Source organism: Streptomyces sp. NRRL B-1347 (assembly GCF_000720325.1).
Lineage (GTDB): Bacteria > Actinomycetota > Actinomycetes > Streptomycetales > Streptomycetaceae > Streptomyces.
In genome coordinates this window covers 40,995-63,245 of record NZ_JOJM01000010.1, presented here as the reverse complement: position 1 = coordinate 63,245, position 22,251 = coordinate 40,995, and the positions used below count along the sequence as shown (strand labels likewise).

Genomic DNA, 22,251 nt, shown 5'->3' with positions numbered 1-22,251 from the left:
CCCCTCCCACCGTCAGGACACCGGCGACGCCGACGACACCGGCGACACCGGCGAGTAGAACACGGACTTGTGCCAGGTCTCCTGCCGCAGGAGGTCGAGCAGGGCCGTCTCCGCCGGACCCGCGCCGGGCCGGACCGCGGCGAAGACGGGCTGGGACACGACCGGGGACACCGGGCGGGCGAGGTGCTCGTGGCCGTGGGGCACCGCGGAGGCCGGGACGAGCGTCACTCCGAGGCCGTGGGCGGCCCAGCGCACGGCCGTCGCCGTCTGGGACACACGGGCGACGGTGGTCGGGGTCAGCTCGTTGTCCCGCAGCACGTCCCGCAGCACGCCGTCGAGGGCGCTGTGGTGGTCGAACCTCACCCACGGCTCCCGCTCCAGGTCACGCAGCTCGACCCGGTCCGCGGCGAGCCGGGGGTGCCCGGCGGCGAGGACCACGACGAACTCCTCGTCGCCGAGGCGGTGGCCGTCGTACAGGCCCTCCTCGCACCGCCCGGCCATCAGGGCGAGGTCCAGGACGCCCCCGCGCGCGAGCCGCTCCAGCTCGGCCGGGTTCGGCTCCTCGAAGACGGTGATCTCAAGACGGGGGAAGCGGCGGCGCAGCGCGCTCAGCGCGCCCGGCAGCTGCCGTGTGCCCAGGCCCATCTGCGCCGCGACCGCCAGTTCGCCCACCAGCTCGTCGGCACCGGCCCGCGCCGTCGCCCGCGCCCGCCGAGCCGCACTGACCGCGACCTCCGCGTCGCGCAGGAACGCGCGGCCGACCATGGTGGGCACCAGTCCGGACGGCGTACGGGTGAACAGCGTCACTCCGAGTTCCCGTTCCAGGCCGCGGATCTGCTGGGACACCGACGGCTGGGCGACGCGCAACAACTCCGCCGCAGCCGTCACCGAGCCCTCCTCGGCAACGGCCAAGGCGTACTCGAACTGACGAAGGCTCATCGGCTCCCGTCCCCCCTCACTGCGGCGGGCCGCGGCCCACCCCGTCCTCATCGTCGTCGTAGTAGTAAGTGACCTTGTTCTCCCGTTATTTCATTCCGGTCGGCGGCGCACGGCTCGTCCGCGCACCACGCAGTCGGCCTCCGGGACCACAGTGGGTCCCGGAGGCCGAGGTCATGCGGGGTGCGCGTTGCCTGGAGGTGCCTCTTCACCAGGGCTACGAGCCCGGAGTCGAGGTCCGGTCGGGGTGTGTCAGCTGCGGAGGTGGTTCAGGGCGGATCGCATGAGGGCTGCCCTGTCGTTGGCTTCGGTGACGTGTTCGAAGCCGAAGCCGAGCAGGACGCTGTCGCGGGCGGTGACCGCGGCGTAGGGCCGGTAGAGCTCGCCGGTGCGGGCCCAGTCGCCGGTGATGTTGGCGCTACCGGCCGGGGGCGGGGCCACGGACCAGGTGCCGAGCGAGGTCTCGAACCCCTCGGTCTCGGTCGCGGTGCCGCCGACGACGAGTTGGGCGTTGTCGGCGAAGAGGCCGCGGCCGCCGTCGGAGGGGTCGGTGACCGAGCTGAGGGAGACCTCGACCTTCTTGCCCGCGTAGGCGCTGAGGTCGAAGGCGACCTGCTTCCAGCCGCCGGACGAGCCGGTGAAGCTGTTCCAGCTGCCGCTGCTGCCGCTGGCCGTGCAGCTGGAGGCGCCGCGGGTCAGGTAGTGGCGCAGGAACGGGTGGGCGGTGAGGAAGAAGCCCGCCGTGCACTGGGTGGGCACGGTGGTGGACGAGGCACCGTTGCGGTCCGCGAGGGTGGTCCAGTCGTCGGCGCCCGGGGTGTGCGCTTCGAGCAGGCCGTGGTCGTAGCCGGACTCGAGGTTCCAGTTCAGCGCCAGGCGCAGCTCCGGCCGGTCGGCGGCCGTGACGCCGGTGAGGTCGATGGTGCGGGTGAGGCGCTTGTAGTCCCGGTCGGAGTGGGTCGCGGACGCCATGCCCTGGCCCGCGTACGGCGCGTACGGGTTGGTCAGGCCGGGGTAGTTGCCCGCCGCCGCGCTCTTGAACTGCGGGAACTGCTGCGCGGGCAGGCTGTCGGAGGTGACGGTGAAGCGGCCCGCCTTGTCGAGCGCGTTGCCGTCGGCGGCCGCGACGGGGCCCTCGGCTCCGGCGAGGGCCCCGCTGCCGGTGAAGCGCTGGGCTCCGGCCGCGGGCAGGCGTTCGTAGGCGCCCAGGTAGTACTGCGCGAAGTCGTCGGTGAGCGCGTCGCCGAGGTCGACGTCGCCGCCGGCCCGCTCGCCGGACTCGATCAGCTTGCCGCCCTCGTTGAGGTAGGCGCGCAGGGCCAGCTGGGTGGGCGCGCCGGGCACGGGGTCGCCGGTGTAGTGCACGACCGCGCGGAAGTGCGACAGGACGCCGAGCGGGTGCGGGGTGCCCTGCTTGGCGACGTCCCAGACGGCGGCCGTGCGGCCGCTCGCCTTGACGGCGTCGACGTACTTCTGGGTCTGCGTGGCGCTCGCGCCCTCTTCGGCGACGACGAGGGTGTTCGCCTTGGGCCGTTCGGCGACGGTGTAGGTGAAGTGCTCGCTGTCGGTGCGGCCCTTCTTGGCGCGGCCGCTGAACCACACCTCCACCTTGTCCCCCACGCCCGCGCCCTCGACCTCGGCGCGGTACTGGTCGAAGTACAGGTTGTCCTCGCCGCCGAAGGTCTCGCCGCCCTTCCAGCGCGAGAGCTCCTCGGTGTGCGTGCGGCCGCCGTTGACGCGGTAGCGCAGCTCCTTGTCGCGCACCGACTTGCGGGCGGTGACGGCGACTTCCTGGTCACCGTGGCGTCCGTAGGAGGTGGTGAAGGAGTCGGGGGTGAAGTCGGGGGCGTCGATCCCGCTGACGGAGACCGGCCGGTCCGGGTGGAGCGCGGTCTCGGCGACAGCGAGCGCGAAGGGCACGTTCTTCGCGAACTCCTGCTGGATCAGCTTCTCGTCGTCGGGGAAGGTGAAGACGGAAGCACAGTCCTGGGGCTTCCAGGCGTCATTGGGGTCGACGTTCGACGCGGTCTGGCAGGTGGACATCTCCGGGGTGAACATGGCGATGCCGTTGACGTTGCCGCCGTGCCCGTCGGCCTCGCCGTTGGTGGTGTAGAGCTCGGAGGAGACCTGCGGGTGGTAGCCGGGCACTGCGGGCTTCTCCGGGGTGCCCGCCAGGGCCTTGTAGAGCACGTCGTCGGGCGTGGGCGTGGCGACCTGCCAGCCCACTCCGTAGAGGATCAGTTCGGCCGCCGAGTGGTAGTTGATCCCGTACGCGAAGCCGATGCGCTTCTGGAAGCGGTCGATCGCCTGCGTCTCGGGCTCGGACATCGGGCCGGTGCCGCGGTAGGTCTCCGAGGACGCGTTCGGGGACGAACCCTCGTTGTCGTAGCCCCACTTGTAGGCGAAGTTGCGGTTGAGGTCGACGCCGTCGCCCGCGGCTATCCTGCCGTCGCCGTCGATGTCGCGCAGGTTCTTGCGCCACTGGCGTTCGCCGCCCGCGGCGTGCGTGAAGTCGTAGCCGTCCGGGTTGGCGGAGAGCACGAACCACAGCTCGGTGGAGTTCACGAGCTTGGTGACGCGCTTGTCCTTGCCGTAGTTGTCGAGGTAGTGGTGCATCAGGCGGCGGGTCATCTCGGGGGTGATCCACTCGCGCGCGTGCTGGTTGGACATGTACAGCGTGGCGGGCTTGGAGCCGTCCTTGGACTTCGCCGCGCCCTTGGACAGCTTGAGCGCGAGGATGTCCTTGCCCTGGAGGCTCTTGCCGATGGAGACGACCTTGGTGAGGCCGGGGTGGGCCTGCGCGGTCTTGACGATCTCCTCCTGGAGTCCGCCCTTGCCGCTGTAGGGCCGGTAGACGCCGTCGCCCGCGGCCGCGAGCCGCTTCTCGGTGGCTTCGGAGATCTTGTGCTCTTCGAGGTCGACGCCCTGGCGTTCGATCGACTTCGCCTGGGCTTCGGTCAGGTAGAGCTCGACGCGACCGGTGCCGCGTTCGGGCACCTGCCCGGCGAGTTCGTGCGCGTCCTGGCCGGCCTTGAGCATGATCGGTATCTGCTTCTTGGTGACCTCGGCCTGGTAGACCTTCACGGCCGCAGCGTCGTCGCCGCCCGACGGCTTGGCCGGGCCGCTCGCCTGGGCGTGCGGTGCGGCGGCCATGCCGCCGACGAGCAGGGCACCGGCGGCGAGGATCGATCTCGCACGGGTTCTTCGTCTCATGAGCCCCCCTTGCAGTTGTCCGGCACGTTTGTGCGCGAACGCCAGGCTCGTCATGCTCCATGATCATGTCAATGGGTGGGTGGCTGGTTCATTCCCCTGACCGGTGCGCTGCCGGTTGCGTGGCGAACTCATGTACATCTACGAGGAGTTGGGGGCTCCTGGGACCCGTGGTGACATCCCGGCGCCGCGGCGCCGTGGCCCCGGCCACTGTCCGCTTCGCCCGCCTAGGCAGGGGCACCGGTTCGAGGGATGCTTGGGGGGCCGCTGCGAGGGGGCCTCCGATGAGGGCCTGGAGAGGCGCGACCACCCCTCGCCCGCGCTGCGCGGGGCGTGCCCCCGTGCACCGCCGACGATCCGCCGGGGCCCGTACGGGCCCCGCGTGCCCGCTCACTTCGACGGGGGGGAACGCCGCCGTGAAGGCCATCGTGCAGGACGTCTACGGCTCCGCGGACACGCTTCACGTACGGGACGTCGTTCGCCCCTCCCCCGCCGAAGGCGAGGTGCTGGTACGCGTGCACGCCGCAGGCGTCGGCCCCGACGTCTGGCACGTGATGACCGGGCTGCCCCTGATGGTCCGCCCGGTCTTCGGACTGCGCGGCCCCAGGAACCCCGTACGGGGCTGGGACGGTGCCGGGCGCGTCGAGGCGGTCGGCGCGAAGGTGACGGACTTCGAGCCCGGCGACGCGGTGTACGGGCGCCTCGACGGCTCCTTCGCCGAGTACGCGCTCGCCAAGACCGAGCGGATCGCCCCTACGCCCCAGAACGTCACCTTCCGGCAGGCCGCCGCCGTCCCGGTCTCCGCCGTCACCGCCCTCCAGGCCCTGCACACCAAGGCGCGGCTGCGGGCAGGGCAGAAGGTCCTGGTCATCGGCGCGTCCGGCGGCGTGGGCAGCTTCGCCGTGCAACTCGCCGTCGCCCACGGCGCGGAGGTCGCCGGGGTCTGCGGGGGTCGCGCGGCCAAGTTCGTACGCTCCCTGGGCGCCACGACCGTCCTCGACCACACCCGCCAGGAGATCACCGACGGCTCCCGCCGCTACGACGTCGTCCTCGACGCGGCCGGCAACCGCCCCCTGCCCCTGCTGCGCCGCGCCCTCACCCCGCGCGGCACCCTCGTGCACATCGGCGGCGAGGGCGGAAGCCGCTGGTTCGGCGACACCGGAACCCAGCTGCGCATGGCACTTATGACCCGCTTCACCCGGCACGACCTCCTCGGCCTGTTCGCCGTCGTAGGCCGGGCGGACCTGCTGACCCTCACGGCCCTGATCGAGAGCGGTGACATCACTCCGGCCGTCGACAGCACCTACCCCCTGACCGAGGCCCGGGACGCGATCCGCCATCTGAAGCGGGGCCATCCCCGGGGCAAGGTGGTCCTGGTCGTGGTGCCCGAGGCCTGACCTCACGGTGGTCACGCTCGACGAGGGCTTCGACGGAGCCCGCGGAGCGTCCGCCGACGGTGTCAGTGGTGGCTGGCATGGTCGAGGCCATGCTGCAGGTATGTCTGAACGGGGCGCGCACGCGCGCGGAGTGCCGCTCACTGCCGGTGTCGCCCAACGACCTGGCCTCGGCAGCGGCACGGGCCGTCGTTGCCGGAGCCGACGACCTTCACCTTCACCCCAAGGACGACGAGGGCCGGGACTCGCTGGAGGCGCACGCGGTGGCCCGGGCGGTGGCCGCGGTGCGCCGTGGCGTTCCGCCGGGTGTGCGGATCGGCGTCACCACGGGGGCGTGGGCGGTGCCGGACCCCGAGCAGCGTGCCGCCCTGGTGCGTTCCTGGAGCGTGCTGCCCGACCACGCCTCGGTGAACTGGCACGAAGAGGGAGCCGAGCAGGTGGCCGAGGCACTGCTCGACCGCGGCGTCGGCGTGGAGGCAGGCATCTACTCGGGCACGGACGCCGCGCGCCGGTTCTCCGCATCGCCGTTTCCGGACCGGGTCCTGCGCGTGCTCGCCGAAGTCACCGATGTCAACGCGGCCACGGCCGGGGAAACCGCGCTGACTCTGGTGGAGGAACTGGGTCCTGCCCTGCCGGCCCCGGTGCTGCTGCACGGGGAAGACGGCGGGGCCTGGCCGGTGCTGCGCGTGGCAGCCCGGCTGGGACTGGACGCGAGATTCGGCCTTGAGGACGTCCTGGTCCTCCCGGACGGCTCCGCCGCACCTGACAACGCCGCCCTCGTCCGGGCGGCCCTGACACTTTTGGCTGCCGAGGGGAGGTAGCTGTTGCGCGACGCCTCGGCCCACCGGCGATGTCAGACCCCTCTGCCACGATCGGCGTATGGGATTCTTCGACGATCTGGTGTTACCGGAAGAACCACCCGCCGAGCGAGCCGCGTTGGTCCGGCTGGGGCCACCGGGAGAGGACGTCGCGCGGTACGCGCCGCCGGTCGACTGGTTCGCGCCGGTGTCGCAGTCGCAGTTGGAGATGGTCGGCATCGGTCCGCAGGTCCGGGTGGTCCTGACGGGATGGACCGTGTGGCCGCGCTCCGCCACCCTGCACCTGTCGGTGTTCCGCAGGACCCGCTGGCGCAGCAGCGACACCACCCGGCAGTCCGGGCTCAGGGTCGGCCTGCTGTTCCAGGACGGCCGTCGCGTGACGTCACTGGACCCCACGGTGGATCGATTCATGTCGTGGACAGCGTCGGACGGAAAGGCCCGCTCCACCGTCACACCCCAGCACGTCGGGCTGATTCCGCTGGATCCCGGACTGCACCACTCCCGCCGTACGACGTTCAAGACCGACGTCGAGCTGTATCTGGCCGAACTCCCTCCGCCCGACGAGGCTCAGCTGATCATCGAGTGGCCGGACGAGGGCATTGGCGAGACGCGCACCACCCTCGGCACCGCGGCACTGCATGCCGCGTCGGCACAGGTCATCGAGGTATGGCCGGGCATCGACGCACCGGACCCCGCGGAGCAGCCGAGCTCCTTCGCAAGGCTGGAAGTCAGCGGACCGCCCAGCTTCCTCGCCCCGCCCCTGACGGGACGTCAATTGGAGACGCTGCGCCGACAGGAAGAAGAGCGGCAGCGGTACGTCCCCCGGGCCGACTGGGAGCGGATGGGCCACCGGGACTGGCAGGACGCGGCACTGGTCCGGGTCCGGCTCGGCGCGGGCGCGCCGCCCGACGCGCGCGTCGGCTGGCCGGGCACCGTCCCGCTGCATCTGGCGGCGGAGTTCGGGGCGGCGGAAGCGGTCGGCGCGCTCCTGGAGCACGGCGCGGAGGCAGACGTGGCCGACGAGGACGGCCTCACGCCCCTGTGGTACGCCGCCTGCAGCGTGGACGAGGGTTGTGTCCGCGCGCTGATCACCGCCGGAGCCGATGTGTGGACTCCGCAGACAGGGCCCTGGTCGCCGGGGCGGCTACTGCTGACCACGCCCCTCGCACCGCTCGTCGCCGACCTGCCTGGGGCCGTGGAACTGCCGATCGGGGAAGCCGCCGCCTTCCGCGCGGCGGACGCCCTCATCGCGGCGTTCGGTGAGCAGGAGCTCTGGACGGAGGGGCTCGGCATCTGCTTCGTACGGGACCTGACCGAGGACGAAGTGATCCGGCGTTTGGGTGCCGACCCCGCGCAGTGCCCCACGGCGGACCTGGACCACGCGCCCTTCAGCCTGACGGACAGCGACGCCTCCCTCCGCCATGTGGGCGTGAGGAACGTGCCCGGCGCTCCGGGCGGCTGCGTGCTCACGCAGGAGGGGTACATGCCGAGCGACGCCGCCGTACTGCGGGCCATATCGGCGGGCACCGCCGCGTACGGGATCTACTTCAACGCCAAGGGCGGCACCTTCGGCACCCTGGCCCGCGACGGTGAGATCGTCGCCGACGAGGAGATCGGCCTTCCCCCGGACGAGTCGGACCCGCCGGCCTATTGGCACTTCCGGTTCTGGCAGCGGCAGCACGCGTTCCCTCACGACGCGGACACCTTCGCCTACGCCTGCGCCGCGGTCGGCCTGCGCGTCAGCGACGGCCGACCGGCGGTCGATCGTCGTGCCGCGCGCCGCTGGGTGGAGCTGCCCGCGTCGCTCAGGCGCTGAGCACCCTCTTCAAGGTGCCGCCGCGTAACACCGGACGGCTACCGTCTGGCCCGGGCCGCACTGCTGCTCGACCTTGGCAAGGAGCTGCCAGCCGAGCCTCTCGCACCAGGGCGCCGCCGCAGTGTCGGAAGCGACCACGTCGAGAACCGGATGCAGGCCGCGATCCCGCGCTTCCGCGACGGCCCGCGCCACCAGCAGCGCACCGATCCCCTTGCCGCGGGCCGACGGGGCGACGAACAGGCGGCTGACCACGGCGGTCGCATCGAGGCCCACACCCGCGCGAGCGCTCCACAGACCGGGCGCCACGCCTCCCGCTCCACTTCGGGACAAGCCGGCAAGCCTCACGACTCGGCGGTCCGCGTCCGGCTCTAGGCCTGGCCGTGCAGGCCCTGCGTATGGGTGAGAGCGCTGGCCGTGAGGCAGCCGACGATCGCCGGGGCCTCCTGGACGAGCGTGTCGTCGGTGAGTGCCGCCACCATGAACAGCGCGAAGTCCACCCGGCGCGTGAGGTTGCTGGCCAGTATCGGGTCGCCCACGTGCCGGCTCCACACGGGCAGGCCCTGGCTTTCGCCCTCCTCCAGGGAGCTGCCGCGCACCACGGTCCACCGCGTGTCGCTGGCGAACACCCGTCGGCACGCCTCCACTTGGTCATCGATCTCGACGGCCCGCAGGAGCTTGCCCACCACGGCAGCGGTCCGGACGCCCAGCCTGAACATCCGAGAGTAGGTGTCCTTGCCGTCGCGGGTGATGTGCCAGCCGCAGGAGAAGACCAGGCGCGCGTCCGGCCGCGCGTGGTCGAGCACCGCCTGTGCCGTGCCCGACGCGTACTGCCGTACGCCCCAGGGCACGAGCACCGTCAGCACGCCGTCGCATCCGGCGACCGCCCGCCGGATCACCTCGGGGTCGTCCGTGGGGCCGGGCACGACGGTCATCCGGCCGTCGAAGGCGGCGAGCTTCGGCACGCTGCGCTCCCGGCACACACCGACCACTTCGTAGCCGCGGTCCAGGGCGTGCCGGACCATGTACTGCCCGAGCTTCCCCGAAGCCCCGACGACACAGACCTTCTTCACCCGCTCCGTGCCCATGGCGCAGCCCCTTCGCCAGGATGACTACCTTATGGCGTAAGGCAAGCTAGCCTTATGCCGTAAGGCGGTCAAGAGAGGTGCAGGAACAGCGAGTTGGAGGGCAGATGCGCGAGACGGGCAAGGGCCGGCGCGGGCCGTCGGCACGTACCCCGCTCAGTCGCGAGCGCGTGATCCGTACGGCGGTGGCGGTGGCGGACGAGAAGGGTTCGGCCGCGCTCACGATGCGGGCCATCGCCGCGCCGCTGGGAGTCGAGGCGATGTCGCTCTACCACCACGTCTCGGGCCGGGAGGACATCCTCGACGGCATGGTGGACGCGGTGTTCGGCGAGATCGACCTGCCGCCGCGCGACACGGACTGGAAGACGGCCATGCGTCACCGCGCGGTCTCCGCCCGCGCCGCCCTCCGGCGCCACCCATGGGCCATCGGCCTCATGGACTCCCGCTCCCGGCCCGGCCCGGCGACGCTGCGCCACCACGACGCCGTCATCGGGGCGCTGCGCGCCGGCGGATTCTCCGTCCCGATGGCCGCGCACGCCATCTCACTGATCGACAGCTATCTGTACGGCTTCGCGCTCCAGGAGCTGAGCCTGCCCTTCACCGGCGCGGAGCAGCTCGACGAGGTCGCGGACGCCATCCTGCGCGAGATGCCCGCCGACACCTACCCGCACCTCACGGAGCTGGCCGTCGAGCACGTCCTCAAGCCCGGCTACGACTACACCGACGAGTTCGCCTTCGGCCTCGGCCTCATCCTCGACGCCCTCCACCCGGACGAGCCCGCGAGCGGCTAGGGGCAAACCGCTGGACCGAGCCGCCTCGTCACCGTCAGGAGGGTGCCGAGACGGCTCGATGAGCGTTACAGCGGGCTGAGGAGGGCCTTGAGCAGGCAGAACTCATTGCCCTCGGGGTCCATCAGGACGTGCCACTGCTCCTGCCCCGTCTGGCCGTTGTCCGCCGGGCGCGCGCCGAGCTCCAGCAGGCGTTCGAGCTCGGCCTCCTGGTCGCGGTCGGTGGCGTTTGACGTCGATGTGCAGCCGGGACTTGCCCCGCTCCGGCTCGTCCCTGCGGCTGAGGAAGATGGTCGGCTGCGGACCGCCGAACCCCTCGCGCGGCCCGATCTCCACCGAGCTGTCGTCCTCGCGGTCGAGCACGACGAAGTCCAGGACCTCGCACCAGCACCGCGCGAGCACCTCGGGTTCGCGGCAACCGAGCACGAGCTCATCGATACGACACGCCATGACGAAACCTGGCTCAGCCTCGGGAACGCCAGGGAGACCGCAGACCGACCGCACGGGCTCCCAGCAGCGCAAACAATCCCGCGACCGTACCGGACGAGGCGAGCACGCGCGAAGCGAATGCGGAGGCTGCCCGTCCACACGGCCGGGCCGTCCACACGGCCGGGCAGGGCGGTTCGGCCCGACAGCGAGGGGGGCTGGCGTCGCTGCACACCCCAGCTCCGCACGGGGGCAATCCCCACCCTCACATAGGTGGCGTACTCCAGTGACCAGCACGACGTCCGTGCGCGAAGGTGAGCGGCATGACGACCAGGTCGCACCCTCTCCATGCGCGCACGCACGCCCGAACCCACTCTGCTCACCGCATCGTTCACCGTCGAAGCCGTCTGCGTCTGGTGGCGGCGGTGTCCGCCCTGACCGTCGTCTGCTTAGGCGTCGGGTTCGGGCAGCCCGGGCAGGCGGTCGCGCAGTCACCCGCCGGAGCGGTCACGGCGCCGGTTCACGACGGCAGCGGCACCAGGGCACAGCAGCGCGACCAACTGGTGCAATTGGCGCGGAAGCTGGTGGCCGCCGGAGCGCCCGGGGTGATGGTGCGCGTGGACGACGGCCGCGGCAAGCCGGTCGAAGTCGCCGAGCAGGCACCGTGGGCCCGCTCGGAGCACCCGCTGCGGCTGAGCGATGAGTTCCGGATGGGCTCCAACACCAAGACCATGATGGCCACCCTCGTCCTGCAACTGACCGCCGAGGGCAAGCTCGCGCTGAACGACCCGGTGGACAAGTGGCTGCCGGGCCAGGTGCCGGACGGCCACGCGATCACACTGCGCATGCTCCTCAACCACACCAGCGGCCTGCACGACTACACCGAGGACCCCGTGCTCCTGCCCTCCATCCTGGGCACGGACCAGCGGCGGTGGACCTCGGAGGAACTCCTCGCCGTGGGCGTGCGGCACGATCCGCTCTTCGCCCCGGGCACCAAGTGGTCGTACAGCAACACGAACTACGCCGCGGTCGGTGCCGTCCTGGAGAAGGTCACCGGCAAGACCCTGGCCGAGCTGGTCCGCGACCGGATCGCCCGGCCGCTCGGCCTGAAGCACACGTACTACGCCGAGGACTCCGCCTGGCGCGGACCGCATGCCCGCGGCTACGAACCCGATGCGGTACACATGCCCCCAGGCGTGCCGGCCGAGTTCCGGCACTACGCCGGGGCGCCCCGCGCGGGGCATGTGGACGTCTCCGCCAACAGTCCCTCGTGGGGCGGGGCGGCCGGGGCGGTGGTGTCCACCGCCCGCGACTGGGACCGCTTCTACACCGCGCTGATGACCGGCAAGCTGCTGCCCGCCGCGCAGCTGGCACAACTGCGCACCACCGTGCCGGTCTCCCCCGACGAGCCGAAGGGGCCCGGCTACGGCCTCGGCATCCAGACCGTCACCACCGGGTGCGGCACGGTGTGGTTCCACGACGGCGGCATCCCCGGCTACCTCAGCACCCACTTCACCGACCCCACAGGCAAGCGCACCGCGAGCGTCCTCATCTCCACAGAGGCGTTCGCCGAGTTCCCGGACGCCTTCCCCGACCTCACCCAGGCGGCCAAGCCGCTGCAGTCCGCGACGCTGTGCGCCATGTTCGGCAAGCCCGCGCCGGAAGCGGCTCGTACGGACTGATCACCACGTGTTCACCCCGTGTCTCGGCGCCAGGACACCCCCTGGCGCCTCCCCCAGGAGCGGGTTAAGTGGCCATGACAGACGCGCTCGCGGCGCCTCTGCCTGACGTGGTGCCCCGCCCGCGTGCCGTTCCCGGCCCGCCCGGCTGTGAGCGGTCCGTTCCGCCTGGACACCGTTCGGTCGCCTTCCCTTAACTGCTCGGCGGGCGCGCTCGGAGACGGCTGTGGGCCGGAGCGGCCCTCCGTCGGCCCCGTACTCACGTGGGCCTCCACAGGTGACCAGGGGGATGGTCTCGTTGGGTTCATTAGGTGTGTCAGCTGCTCAAGAAGGAATCTGGCGGGCGCAGAAGCTGGCCCCGGACATACCGAGCAACAGCGGGTCGCGCTGGCTCCTCGACGGCGTGATCGACGACAAGGCGCTGATCGTGGCGATGCGCCAGACGTACCGGGCGTACACGGCCGCCCAGGTCGGCTTCCGCACTGTCGACGGCGAGCTGCGGCAGGTGCCCCGAGAGGAGGGCGCGGACACCTGGCAGCCGGTCGTGCTCGACGTGAGCGACGCGGACGACCCGCAGACGGCGGCCGACGTCCTCGCCGCCGAGCACGAGCGGCGGCCCTTCGACCCGGAGCACGGGGAGCTCTTCCGAGCAGGCGTCATCAAGCTGTCGGACGTTCGGCGGGTGCTGTTCCTGAGCGCCCACCGTCTGGTGGCCGACGACCACACCCTTCTGCGGCTGCTGCCCGAGCGCGTCGCCGCGTGCTACCGAGCACTGGTGGACGGGGCTCCGCCGCCGGACACACCCGTGGGCGGCCCGGAGCTGATCGTCCGTGAGGACGTGCGGCACCGTCGGTCGGCGCGGTTCGCCGAAGGTTCGGCCTTCTGGCGCGACCACCTCGCCGGGGCGCCCGACCCGCTGCGCCTGCCGGGCAAGCGCGGTACGGCCGGGCCGTCCCTCATCCACCACGTGGCATCGGTGCCGCACACGGAGGTCGACGCCTGGCGGGAGACCACGGGCACCATCGGGGTGTCCCTGGCAACGCTCTTGACGGCGGCGACGGGAGTCTGCCTCCGACACCTCGGCGGGCGCCGGGAGTTCACCGTCTCCCTGGCGGCCTCCGGCCGCACGGACGCCACGAAGGACTTATGCAGCTCCCAGGCGAGCATCGTGCCGCTGCGCTTCGACATACCGCTCTCCGCCACGTTCGCCGACCTCGCACGCTCGGTGTCCGAGGAAACGAGGAGCGTGTTACGGCACAGCGCTCACCAGGTGACCGACATCCTCCGTGCCGCGCAGGACGCACGGGAGGCCGACGGCGGGACACCGGAGGCCGACGGCGGAGCACCGGACGCCGACGGCGGAGCACTGGGCGCGGCGGGTCCGGGCTCGCTGTTCAGCCCTTTCGGCACCACCCTCAACATCCTCACTTTCGTCCGCGAACTGGACTTCGCGGGCACCAGGGCACATATGCTGCCCGGTTCGCCGATGGGTGCCGTCGACGAGCTGCGGTGCACCCTGCACTTCGACGGGCGGACCACCAGTGACCTGTACGTGCGCGTCGACGCCAATGCCGCGCTGTACACCGCGGGCGACATCCGGAGCGTGTCCGACCTGCTGATCGCCTCCCTGCGTGCTTTGGCCGCCTGTCCTGACGAGCCGCTCGGGCGGATCGACGTCGTACCGATCGCCGCGCGAGCCGCGCGCGAGGCACGCGGCCCGCGCGTCCAGGTCGGGGCGGGCACCGCGCCGCGCCCCCCACAGGACCCGGCCTGGACGATCGCGGCGGACATGGAGTGGCTGACCCCCGAGCTGGACGCGGACATGCCGGCCATGGCCCCGATCGAGATCAACTCCTACGTCCTGGACGGCGCGCGGGGCCCGCAGCTCATCGCCAAGCTCGACTACCCGGCGGGCCTTTTCCCCCGCGAGCAGGCCCAGGACCTTACGGACCTGTGGGCGACCGCCCTGAAGGGCCTGGCCCGCCACTCCGTCCGGCCCGGCGCGGGTGGCCTCACCCCCTCGGACGTGCCCCTCGTGACAGTCAGCCAGCGCGATCTGGAGGCCTGGGAGGAGAGCTACCCCGGCCTGGTCGACGTATGGCCGCTCACCCCGACGCAGTCCGGCATCCTCTTCCACAGCGCCATGGCCGAGTCGTCCTACGACGCCTACCAGGTCCAGTTCGTCCTGCACCTGTCCGGCGCCGCGGTCCCCGAGCGCATGCGCGTCGCGGGCCAGGCCCTCCTCGGCCGCTACCCGAACCTGACGACCGCCTTCGTCACCGACAGCGCGGGCGAGCAGGTGCAGCTCGTCCTGGACCGGGTGGAACTGCCCTGGCAGGTCGTCGACCTGCGCGGCCTCGGCGAACAACAGCGCACCGATCGCCTGGAGGCGCTGCTGGCGGCCGACCACGCCGCGCACTTCGACCCCACCCGTCCGCCGATGCTGCGCATGACGCTCGTCCGGCTGGACACCGACCACAGCGAGCTGGTCCTGACCGTCAACCACGTCCTGTTCGACGGCTGGTCGCTGTCGCACCTGATGCGTGATCTGATCCTGCTGTACCAGGCCGAGGGCGACACCTCGGGGCTGCCGCGCGTCCGCCCTTACCGCGACTTCCTGGCGTGGCTCGCCCAGCAGGATCACGAGGCGGCCGCGGTGGCCTGGGCCCGTGAGCTGGCGGGCGTCACGGAGCCGACGAGGCTCGCCGCCACCGAGGCGAAGGAACAGAGCGGCCGATTGGGCGGGTTGGAGGTCCCTCTCGCCGCGGCGACCTCCCACGCTCTCCACCGCCGCGCCACCGAGCTGGGCATCACGCTCAACACCCTGCTCCAGGGCGTCTGGGGTGTGGTGCTCGGCCATCTGACCGGACGCGAGGACGTGGTCTTCGGCACCACGGTGGTCGGTCGGCCGCCTCAGCTCTTCGGCTCGGAGAGCATGGTCGGGCTCTTCATCAACGGCCTGCCGGTACGCGTGCGTTACTCCGCGAAGGAGACCCTCGCGCAGGTGCTGAGGCGGCTGCAGGAGCACCAGACCGTCCTGATGGACCACCACCATCACGGCCTCGGCGAGATCCACGAGGCCGTCGGCCTGGGCACCCTGTACGACTCGATGGTGATGCTGGAGTCCTTCCCCGTCGACCGCGAGGGCCTCGCCGAAGCCCACACCTCGGCGGGCGTCGCCGTCACCGGCATGCGTGTGGTCAGCGGCACCCACTACCCCCTGGCGCTCGCCGGTTCCATCGACGCGAAGACGCGCGTCGGCCTGGGGTTGCAGTACCAGGACGACGTGTTCACCGCCGAGGAGATCGAGCGGATCGGGGCCCGGCTCGGGCGCGTCCTCCGGCAGTTCGCCGAGGACCCGCACACGCCGGTCGCGGCGCTGGAGATCCTGGACGCGGACGAGCGCGACCTCGTCCTCAACCGGTTCAACGACACCGCGACCGAGGTGCGCGGACAGACCGTGACCGCTCTCTTCCAGGAACAGGTGGCTCGTACGCCGGACGCCGTCGCGGTGCTCCACGACGGCGAGCGGCTGACCTACGCGCAGGTCAACGAGCGCGCCAACCAGCTCGCCCGTGCCCTCGTGGGCCGGGGCGTCGGCCCTGACGACACCGTGGCGGTGGTCCTGCCGCGCACGCCGGAGCTCGTGGTCGCGCTGCTCGCCGTCCTCAAGTCCGGCGCCGCCTACGTGCCGGTCGACCCGAGCCACCCGAGCGCGCGCCTCGCGCACATCCTGGACTCCGCCGGGCCGCGGCTGACCGTGACCGACACCGTGACGGCCGGTGTGCTCCCCGGGCGGGACGCGCCGCTGCTGCACATCGACCGCGCCGACGTCTCCGCACACCCCGGCACCGACCTCGGCGACGGCGACCGCATCCGCCCCCTCCGCCCGGAGCATCTCGCCTACCAGGTGTACACCTCCGGCTCGACGGGGCTGCCGAAGGGCGTGGGCATCACCCACGCCAACCTCGTCAACGCCCTGGACGACCTGGTCCGGCACATGGGTGTGGCGCCGGGCTGGCGGATGCTCACCAGCACCTCGATCGGTTTCGACGTCGCCGCGTTCGAGCTGTTCTCCACCCTCACCACCGGCGGCAGGGTGGAGATCGTCCGGGACGTGCTCGCGCTGACCGAGCGCGAAGCGTGGGATGTGGACGTGATCAGCTCGGTGCCGTCCGCGTTCACGGAGTTGGTGGACCGTCTCGGTGACCGGATGCAGCCGAAGGTGTTGATGCTCGCCGGTGAGGTGTTGACGTCGACCCTGGTGGAACGGATCCGCGCGCACTGGCCCCGGGCTCGCGTCGTCAACTGCTACGGCCCCAGTGAGACCTTCTACGCGACGGCTCACTCCCTGGACTCCGGGCGTGACTACGCCGGGGGTGTGCCGATCGGCCGTCCGCTGGGGAACCTGCGGGCGTACGTCCTCGGCCCGGGGCTCTCCCCCATGGCCCTGGGCGCGGTGGGTGAGCTGTACATCGGCGGTGCGGGCGTGGGACGCGGCTACCACGACCGTCCCACCTTGACCGCGGAGCGGTTCGTGGCCGACCCCTACGGCCCGGCAGGCGCGCGCATGTACCGCACAGGGGACCTGGCCCGCTGGGACGAGGCCGGAGACCTGGAGTACGCGGGCCGCGCCGACGCGCAGGTCAAGATCCGCGGCTTCCGGATCGAGCCGGGCGAAGTCGAGGCGGCGGTGACCGCTCACCCGGGCGTGGCCCGGGCCGCGGTGATCGCCCGTACCAGCGCACGCGGCGAGCAGTTGATCGCCTACGCCGTGCCCGCCTCGGCCACTGGTGACCTCACCACTGCGGACCTAAGGGAGTTCGTGGTGCGGAGGCTGCCGGAGTACATGGTTCCGGCGGCGTTCGTCCTGCTGCCGCGGCTGCCCCTGTCACCCAACGGCAAGCTCGACGTCGCGGCACTGCCCGAGGTCGACTTCACCTCCGCGACGCCCTACCGGGCTCCGGACACACCTCGCGAAGAGAGGCTGTGCGCGCTGTTCGCGCAGGTCCTGGAAGCCGCTCGGATCGGGCTCGACGACAACTTCTTCGACCTCGGCGGCCATTCGCTCCTGACGGTACGGCTGCTGGCCCGGGTGGAGAACGAGTCGGGAGTGCGGGTGCCGGTGCGGGACTTCCTGGCCGCGCCCACGCCAGGCGGGCTCGCCGCTCTCCTGGCGACGCTGGAGACGGGCGGCGCGGCGCCGGCCGACGCCCCGGTGCCCGAGAGCGAGGCACGGCTGACGCCTGCCCTCCGCTTCCCGGCCGGGGTACGGTTCGGGGCCCGGCCCCGCCACGTCCTGCTCACCGGCGCCACCGGATTCGTGGGCGCCTTCCTGCTCCGGGAACTGCTGGAGCGGACCGACGCCGACATCCACTGCCTGGTGCGCGCGCCGTCACGGGAGGCCGGACGGGCCCGCCTGGACGACGTGCTGCGGTCGTACGGCATCTCCGCCGGCACCGGCGGGCGGCGCCTGCACGTGGTGCCCGGTGACCTGGCCGAGGACGGACTCGGACTCGGCACAGCGGCGTGGCGGCTGCTGCGGGACGGCATCGACACGATCATCCACTCGGGCGCGTACGTCCACCACCTCTCGCCGTACGAACGCCTCAAGCCCGCGAACGTCGGGGGCACCGAGTGCCTCCTGCGGCTCATGGCCGAGGGGGCGCCCAAGCGTCTCCACCACGTCTCGACGCTCGGGGTCTTCGGGCGTGCCGAGGCAGCGCGGCGGCTCACCGAGGACTCCCCCACCACGGGTCTGCGGCACGCGTCGGCCGACGGCTACACGGCGAGCAAGTGGGTGGCCGACCGGATGGTGCAGCACGCCGCCGACCGCGGGGCCGCGGCCCGCGTCTACCGGCTCGGCCGGGTGTGGGCGGACGCCGATCGGGGTGCCGTGAACCAGGACGACATGTTCTGCCGCCTCCTCGTCACCTGCGCCGCGCTGGGGTGCTACCCGCAGGACGCGGTGGTCGGCGCCGACCTGCTGCCCGTGGACGTCACGGCCCGCGCTCTGGTCGCGCTCGCCTTCGACGACTCCGCCGGTGCCGTGCACCACCTGCACCACGCCCGGACGACACATCCGGGCGCGTTCATGGAGGTGCACGACGACCTGTACGGCACGCGGTCCGAACCGGTGTCCCTCGACGCGTTCCTGCACCGGCTGCGCGAGGCGGGCGAGGCCGGGCGGGAACTGCCGTTCCTCCCCTATCTGAGCGTGTTCCGGCAGTTCCTCGACCAGGACGCCGCCGTCGTACGTTCAGGCCGTACGGTTCCGGCCGACACGAGCGACAACGGCCGGACCCTGCGCGACCTGGAGCGGCTCGGCGTGCGACTCCCCACGGTGAACCGGCCCATGATGGCGGCGTTCTGGCGCGGCCTCGCCCACTGAGCGAGTTTGTCGACGGTGAGTGCTGGTCCTTTCAGCCGCCAAGGCACTGACCTGGGCGGGTGCGCAAGGATCAGCACCACACCGAACGGGCGCCGCTTAGGCTGAGTCGTTCCCGGATCAGGCCGGGGCGGCACGCGGAGAGAGGCGTTCATGGAGCAACTGAACGGCAGGACCGCACTGGTGACGGGCGGCTCGCGCGGGATCGGGCGCGCGGTCGCCCTGCGGCTCGCCGCCGAGGGGGCACTGGTCGCGGTCCACTACGGCGGCAACGACGCGGCCGCGGCCCGGACCGTGGCGGAGATAGCCGAGTCCGGCGGCCGGGCGTTCGCGGTGCGGGCCCGGTTCGGCGAAACCGGTGCGGTGGACCGGCTGTTCGAAGGGCTCACCACCGGCCTTGCCGACCACGGCGCGGACGGCCTGGACATCCTGGTCAACAACGCGGGCATCCACTCGGCGACTCCGATCGGGCAGCTCACCGAGGAGGAGTTCGAGCGGCTGCTGGCGATCAACGTGAGCACGCCCGTCTTCGTGATCCAGCGAGCGCTGCCCCTGCTGCGGGACGGCGGACGGATCGTCAACATGGGCTCGGCGGCCACCCGGATCGCGAACCCCCTCCAGATCGGCTACACCGTCACCAAGGCGGCCCTCGCCGCCCTCAGCCCCTCGCTCGCCAACGAGCTCGGCCGACGCGGGATCACCGTGAACACGGTCGAACCCGGGGTGGTGCTGACCGACATGATCGCCCACTACGCCACGGTTCCCGAGGCGGTGGCCGGACTCGAATCGATCACCGCGCTCGGACGCATCGGCGAGCCGGAGGACGTCGCAGACGTGGTGGGCTTCCTCGCGGGCCCGCAGGGGCGCTGGGTCACCGGCCAGACCATCGACGTCTCCGGCGGCACGTACCTCGGACCGATCGCGGCCGGGTGAGCTGCCGGGGCACGTACCAGGGGTGTTGACGTCGGCCTCGGTGGCCTCAGTGGTCACGCTCTTTTGTCCCGTAGCGCGAAAACGGGCTGCCGGACAATCCGGTGGCCGCTGGAATCCGTGGTGCACGGCCTCAGTCTCCGTGTCCCGGCAAGGGGGGCGGCAGTGCCCCTTACGCGGATCATCGCGAGCCTCCTCCTTGCTTCCGTACGCCCTGCCGCAGCGCAGCGGCAGGGCGTGCCTGGGGCGCGGCATCACAAGACCGAAGCATCCACACAGGAAGCCAGCAGATGAATCTTCGCAAGAGCCTTACGCTCGTGACCGTCTCGATCGCCCTCGGCGGCGGCGTGGCCCTGGCCGCCCCGGCGGCCCAGGCCGATCAGCCCGCCTTCCAGAGCCAGGCCGTGGACTCCGGCCTCAGCGCCTCCGAAGCCGACAAGCTGCAGCGCACGATCGACACCCTCCTGGCGAAGGACGGCGGGAAGCAGACGGCCGCCAACGAGATCAGCTACGCGGACGGCAGGCTGCTCGTGCCGCTGCCCGGCGAGAAGTACGTACGGGAGCTGAACGGCAGCCGAGCCGAAGGCACCGTTGACACCGCCCGCCACACCTGCACCTCCAAGCGTCTCTGCGGCTACTCGGGCAGGAACTACACCGGCCAGGAACGCGAGTGGTACCGGTGCAACGTGCTCTACAAGAAGCCGAGCCACTGGCGCAGCGGCGGGTCCTGGTACAACAACCAGACCCCGGGCCGACAGGGCAGCTGGTACGACTACAACAAGCGGTTCCTCTCCCACACCAGGCCCGCGCCCTACGGAGCCAACGGCAACTGGGCCCCCGTGGGCTACGCCAAGGCCTGCTAGCAACTAGTACCTGTACGCGACCACAAGCCCCCCAGGCATCCCCAGCGGGCCGCCTCCACACCTGGAGGCGGCCCGCGTCGGCGCCGGCGCGTGCGTCATCGGCGATCCCGGAGTGGCACCCGGCTCAGGACGTCGCCGCCACGGCGGACGCCTCCGGCAGGGCGGTGATGAACCAGGTGTAGACGGGGGCCAGCGTCGGTGAGGCGGGCCATCCGTTGACCGTCGCCAGGAGTTGCCAGTACCGCTCGACGTGCGGGTCGGTGGTCAGGTGCAGGCGGGCGAGGAGCCAGCGTCGCAGGTCGCCGCCGCCCGCGCTCTCGAACGCGTACGCGTAGAGGTCGCTCAGCGAGTCGGCGAGCGGTGCGGCCGAGACGGATGCCGGGAGGACGCCGCTGGTCGCGGCCTCCTCGATGCGTTCGCGTATGGCCTGGTTGAGCCTGCCGTGCAGGGCGCTCACCGTGTCCCGGGAAGGCTCTCGGGCCTGGTCCTCCGCGACGCGTCGTACCGCGGAACGGAATTCCGTGCTCTGACACAGCTCGGCGAGTTCCACCCATGCTCCGACCTGGTCGGGAGTGGGGTCGTCGGGCAGCTCGGGCATGACGGACCGCATCAGGGTCGCGAATTCGGGGTTGGGCTCGCCGTCCGCGAAGACGGCGTCGACGAAGTCGGCCACCAGGCGGTGCTGTTCGGCCCGGGAAAGCGTGGCGATTCGGTGCATGAGTTCCATCTCCATGGGGGTGTGGCCGCGGCGGGCGATGGCCCGCAGGACTGCCCTGCGCAGGTGCAGGGACCGGATCTGTACGTCCAGGGCGTCGGCGTACGCCTCGGCGACTTCGGGCAGGGACTCCTCCCGTTCCAGCACCTTGCGTACGGTCGCCAGGTCGAGCCCGAGCTCGCGCAGCGTCCGTACCAGGAGCAGACGGGCGAGCGCGGCGGGGCCGTACTGGCGGTAGCCCAAAGAGCTGCGGCAGGTGGGCGGGACGATGCCCTTGTCGGAGTAGAACCGGATCGTCTTCACCGTCAGGCCGGTGCGGCGCGCCAGCTCTCCGATGGAGTAGAAGGTGTCGCTGTGCATGTCCCCAGCTTGGGGCCTCCCCTGAGGGGAGACTCAAGCGACGCGTCCCCGTAGGAGCGGCGGGCCGGCTGCGGAACCGCACACGAAAAGAGTCGTCTCCCCCGGTCACATTCCTCCGTCGCCATCCGTCATGGCAGTGACCGCACGATGCGGGGTCCCAAGAGGGCCACTGTCACTCACCAGGGCCGACCAAGGCCTGCGCAGACCTCAGGAGATGGCGATGGAAGCACGATCGATCACGGCGGAGATCCCGATGACGCCGCGGATGGCCGATGACCCCGCGGAACTCGTTCCGGAGCTGGCGGCGGTGTCGGCCGCGCTGTTCAAGGTGACCGGCAACGGTTCGGTGCCGCGTTCCACGATCAGCCTCGTGCAGCTGCGCGCGGGTCAGATCGTGGGCAGCACCTACCTGACCGTGCTGCACACCGGATTCCTGCGCAAGGCCGGGGAGTCGGATGAGCGGATCACATCGGTGACCTCCTGGCAGGACTCGCCGTACTTCACCGCTGCCGAGCGGGCGGCGCTGGCCCTCACGGAGGCGGTGCTCCAGCCGTCCGCGCACGGTGAGCGGGTCTCCGACGAGCTGTACGCCGAGGCGGCCGAGCACTACGCGCCCAAGGCGCTCGCCACCTTGATGTTCGCGATCGGCCAGGTCAACTTCTTCATCCCGGTGGCACTCATCGCGAAGCCCGTGCCCGGCCGCTCGTTCAGCGACCCGTGGAAGTAACCGGAAGCATCGGCCTTTAGCTCCGCTGGTTCCGCACCCGCCGGTGCCGGATCAAGCAACGTTCGCCCTGTCGACGACGGCGCCTAGACGCTGGTCGTCGACAGGGCGCGACGCCTTGA

At 71.6% G+C, this 22,251-nt stretch carries 14 protein-coding genes and 1 pseudogene; 9 read left to right on the top strand and 6 right to left on the bottom strand.

The genetic code is table 11. The features are described from left to right. Nucleotides 1-12: 12 nt before the first annotated feature. Together IG74_RS0112265 and IG74_RS0112260 are read right to left on the bottom strand one after the other, a co-directional pair. Nucleotides 13-939: a LysR family transcriptional regulator gene (locus IG74_RS0112265; RefSeq protein WP_030674307.1), complete on the bottom strand. Its 927-nt coding sequence runs from the start codon at nucleotides 937-939 to the stop codon at nucleotides 13-15. Nucleotides 940-1,188: 249 nt separating this feature from the next. Continuing rightward, on the bottom strand, nucleotides 1,189-4,149 hold the full coding sequence (locus tag IG74_RS0112260) for a M14 family metallopeptidase (protein ID WP_030674304.1): 2,961 nt from the start codon (nucleotides 4,147-4,149) through the stop codon (nucleotides 1,189-1,191). Between the two features lie 413 nt (nucleotides 4,150-4,562). On the opposite strand from IG74_RS0112260, the gene IG74_RS0112255 reads away from it, so the two are divergent. From IG74_RS0112255 to IG74_RS0112245, 3 genes are all read left to right on the top strand, one after another. Then, nucleotides 4,563-5,543, top strand: a complete 981-nt coding sequence (locus tag IG74_RS0112255; RefSeq protein ID WP_030674301.1) for an NAD(P)-dependent alcohol dehydrogenase — start codon at nucleotides 4,563-4,565, stop codon at nucleotides 5,541-5,543. Between the two features lie 89 nt (nucleotides 5,544-5,632). Next, nucleotides 5,633-6,361: a 3-keto-5-aminohexanoate cleavage protein gene (locus tag IG74_RS0112250; RefSeq protein ID WP_030674298.1), complete on the top strand. Its 729-nt coding sequence runs from the start codon at nucleotides 5,633-5,635 to the stop codon at nucleotides 6,359-6,361. Nucleotides 6,362-6,419: 58 nt separating this feature from the next. After that, complete coding sequence (locus tag IG74_RS0112245; protein WP_030674295.1) at nucleotides 6,420-8,174, top strand: ankyrin repeat domain-containing protein; 1,755 nt, start codon at nucleotides 6,420-6,422, stop codon at nucleotides 8,172-8,174. Nucleotides 8,175-8,183: 9 nt separating this feature from the next. On the opposite strand, the gene IG74_RS0112240 is transcribed toward IG74_RS0112245, so the two are convergent. Both IG74_RS0112240 and IG74_RS0112235 read right to left on the bottom strand, forming a co-directional pair. Beyond that, entirely contained in the window at nucleotides 8,184-8,597 is a 414-nt protein-coding gene (locus IG74_RS0112240; RefSeq protein WP_078868750.1) for a GNAT family N-acetyltransferase, read from the bottom strand. Then, nucleotides 8,543-9,259: an NAD(P)-dependent oxidoreductase gene (locus IG74_RS0112235; protein ID WP_030674292.1), complete on the bottom strand. Its 717-nt coding sequence runs from the start codon at nucleotides 9,257-9,259 to the stop codon at nucleotides 8,543-8,545. Before IG74_RS0112235 ends, IG74_RS0112240 begins: the two co-directional genes overlap by 55 nt. A 104-nt stretch (nucleotides 9,260-9,363) precedes the next feature. Between IG74_RS0112235 and IG74_RS0112230 the strand changes: the two genes are divergently transcribed. Beyond that, a complete protein-coding gene (locus IG74_RS0112230; protein ID WP_030674290.1) occupies nucleotides 9,364-10,047 on the top strand; it encodes a TetR/AcrR family transcriptional regulator in 684 nt (227 codons plus the stop codon). A gap of 65 nt (nucleotides 10,048-10,112) precedes the next feature. Here the strand turns inward: IG74_RS0112230 and IG74_RS49340 are convergent. Continuing rightward, a pseudogene (locus IG74_RS49340) lies at nucleotides 10,113-10,494 on the bottom strand (VOC family protein). A gap of 401 nt (nucleotides 10,495-10,895) precedes the next feature. Here IG74_RS49340 and IG74_RS0112220 point away from each other — a divergent pair. From IG74_RS0112220 to IG74_RS0112205, 4 genes are all read left to right on the top strand, one after another. After that, nucleotides 10,896-12,152: a serine hydrolase domain-containing protein gene (locus IG74_RS0112220; protein ID WP_199818820.1), complete on the top strand. Its 1,257-nt coding sequence runs from the start codon at nucleotides 10,896-10,898 to the stop codon at nucleotides 12,150-12,152. 310 nt (nucleotides 12,153-12,462) lie between these two features. Next, nucleotides 12,463-18,540, top strand: coding sequence for a non-ribosomal peptide synthetase (locus IG74_RS49335; RefSeq protein WP_158857587.1), 6,078 nt, complete (start codon nucleotides 12,463-12,465; stop codon nucleotides 18,538-18,540). 150 nt (nucleotides 18,541-18,690) lie between these two features. After that, nucleotides 18,691-19,470, top strand: coding sequence for an SDR family NAD(P)-dependent oxidoreductase (locus tag IG74_RS0112210; RefSeq protein ID WP_030674283.1), 780 nt, complete (start codon nucleotides 18,691-18,693; stop codon nucleotides 19,468-19,470). Nucleotides 19,471-19,757: 287 nt separating this feature from the next. Further along, on the top strand, nucleotides 19,758-20,330 hold the full coding sequence (locus tag IG74_RS0112205) for a hypothetical protein (protein ID WP_051854819.1): 573 nt from the start codon (nucleotides 19,758-19,760) through the stop codon (nucleotides 20,328-20,330). A gap of 124 nt (nucleotides 20,331-20,454) precedes the next feature. Here IG74_RS0112205 and IG74_RS0112200 read toward each other — a convergent pair whose 3' ends face one another. Further along, nucleotides 20,455-21,405 carry a MerR family transcriptional regulator gene (locus IG74_RS0112200; protein ID WP_030674279.1) on the bottom strand — a complete coding sequence of 317 codons (951 nt, stop codon included), beginning with the start codon at nucleotides 21,403-21,405 and terminating at the stop codon, nucleotides 20,455-20,457. 220 nt (nucleotides 21,406-21,625) lie between these two features. Between IG74_RS0112200 and IG74_RS0112195 the strand changes: the two genes are divergently transcribed. Then, nucleotides 21,626-22,132 carry a carboxymuconolactone decarboxylase family protein gene (locus IG74_RS0112195; protein WP_030674277.1) on the top strand — a complete coding sequence of 169 codons (507 nt, stop codon included), beginning with the start codon at nucleotides 21,626-21,628 and terminating at the stop codon, nucleotides 22,130-22,132. The last annotated feature ends 119 nt before the right edge of the window (nucleotides 22,133-22,251 follow it).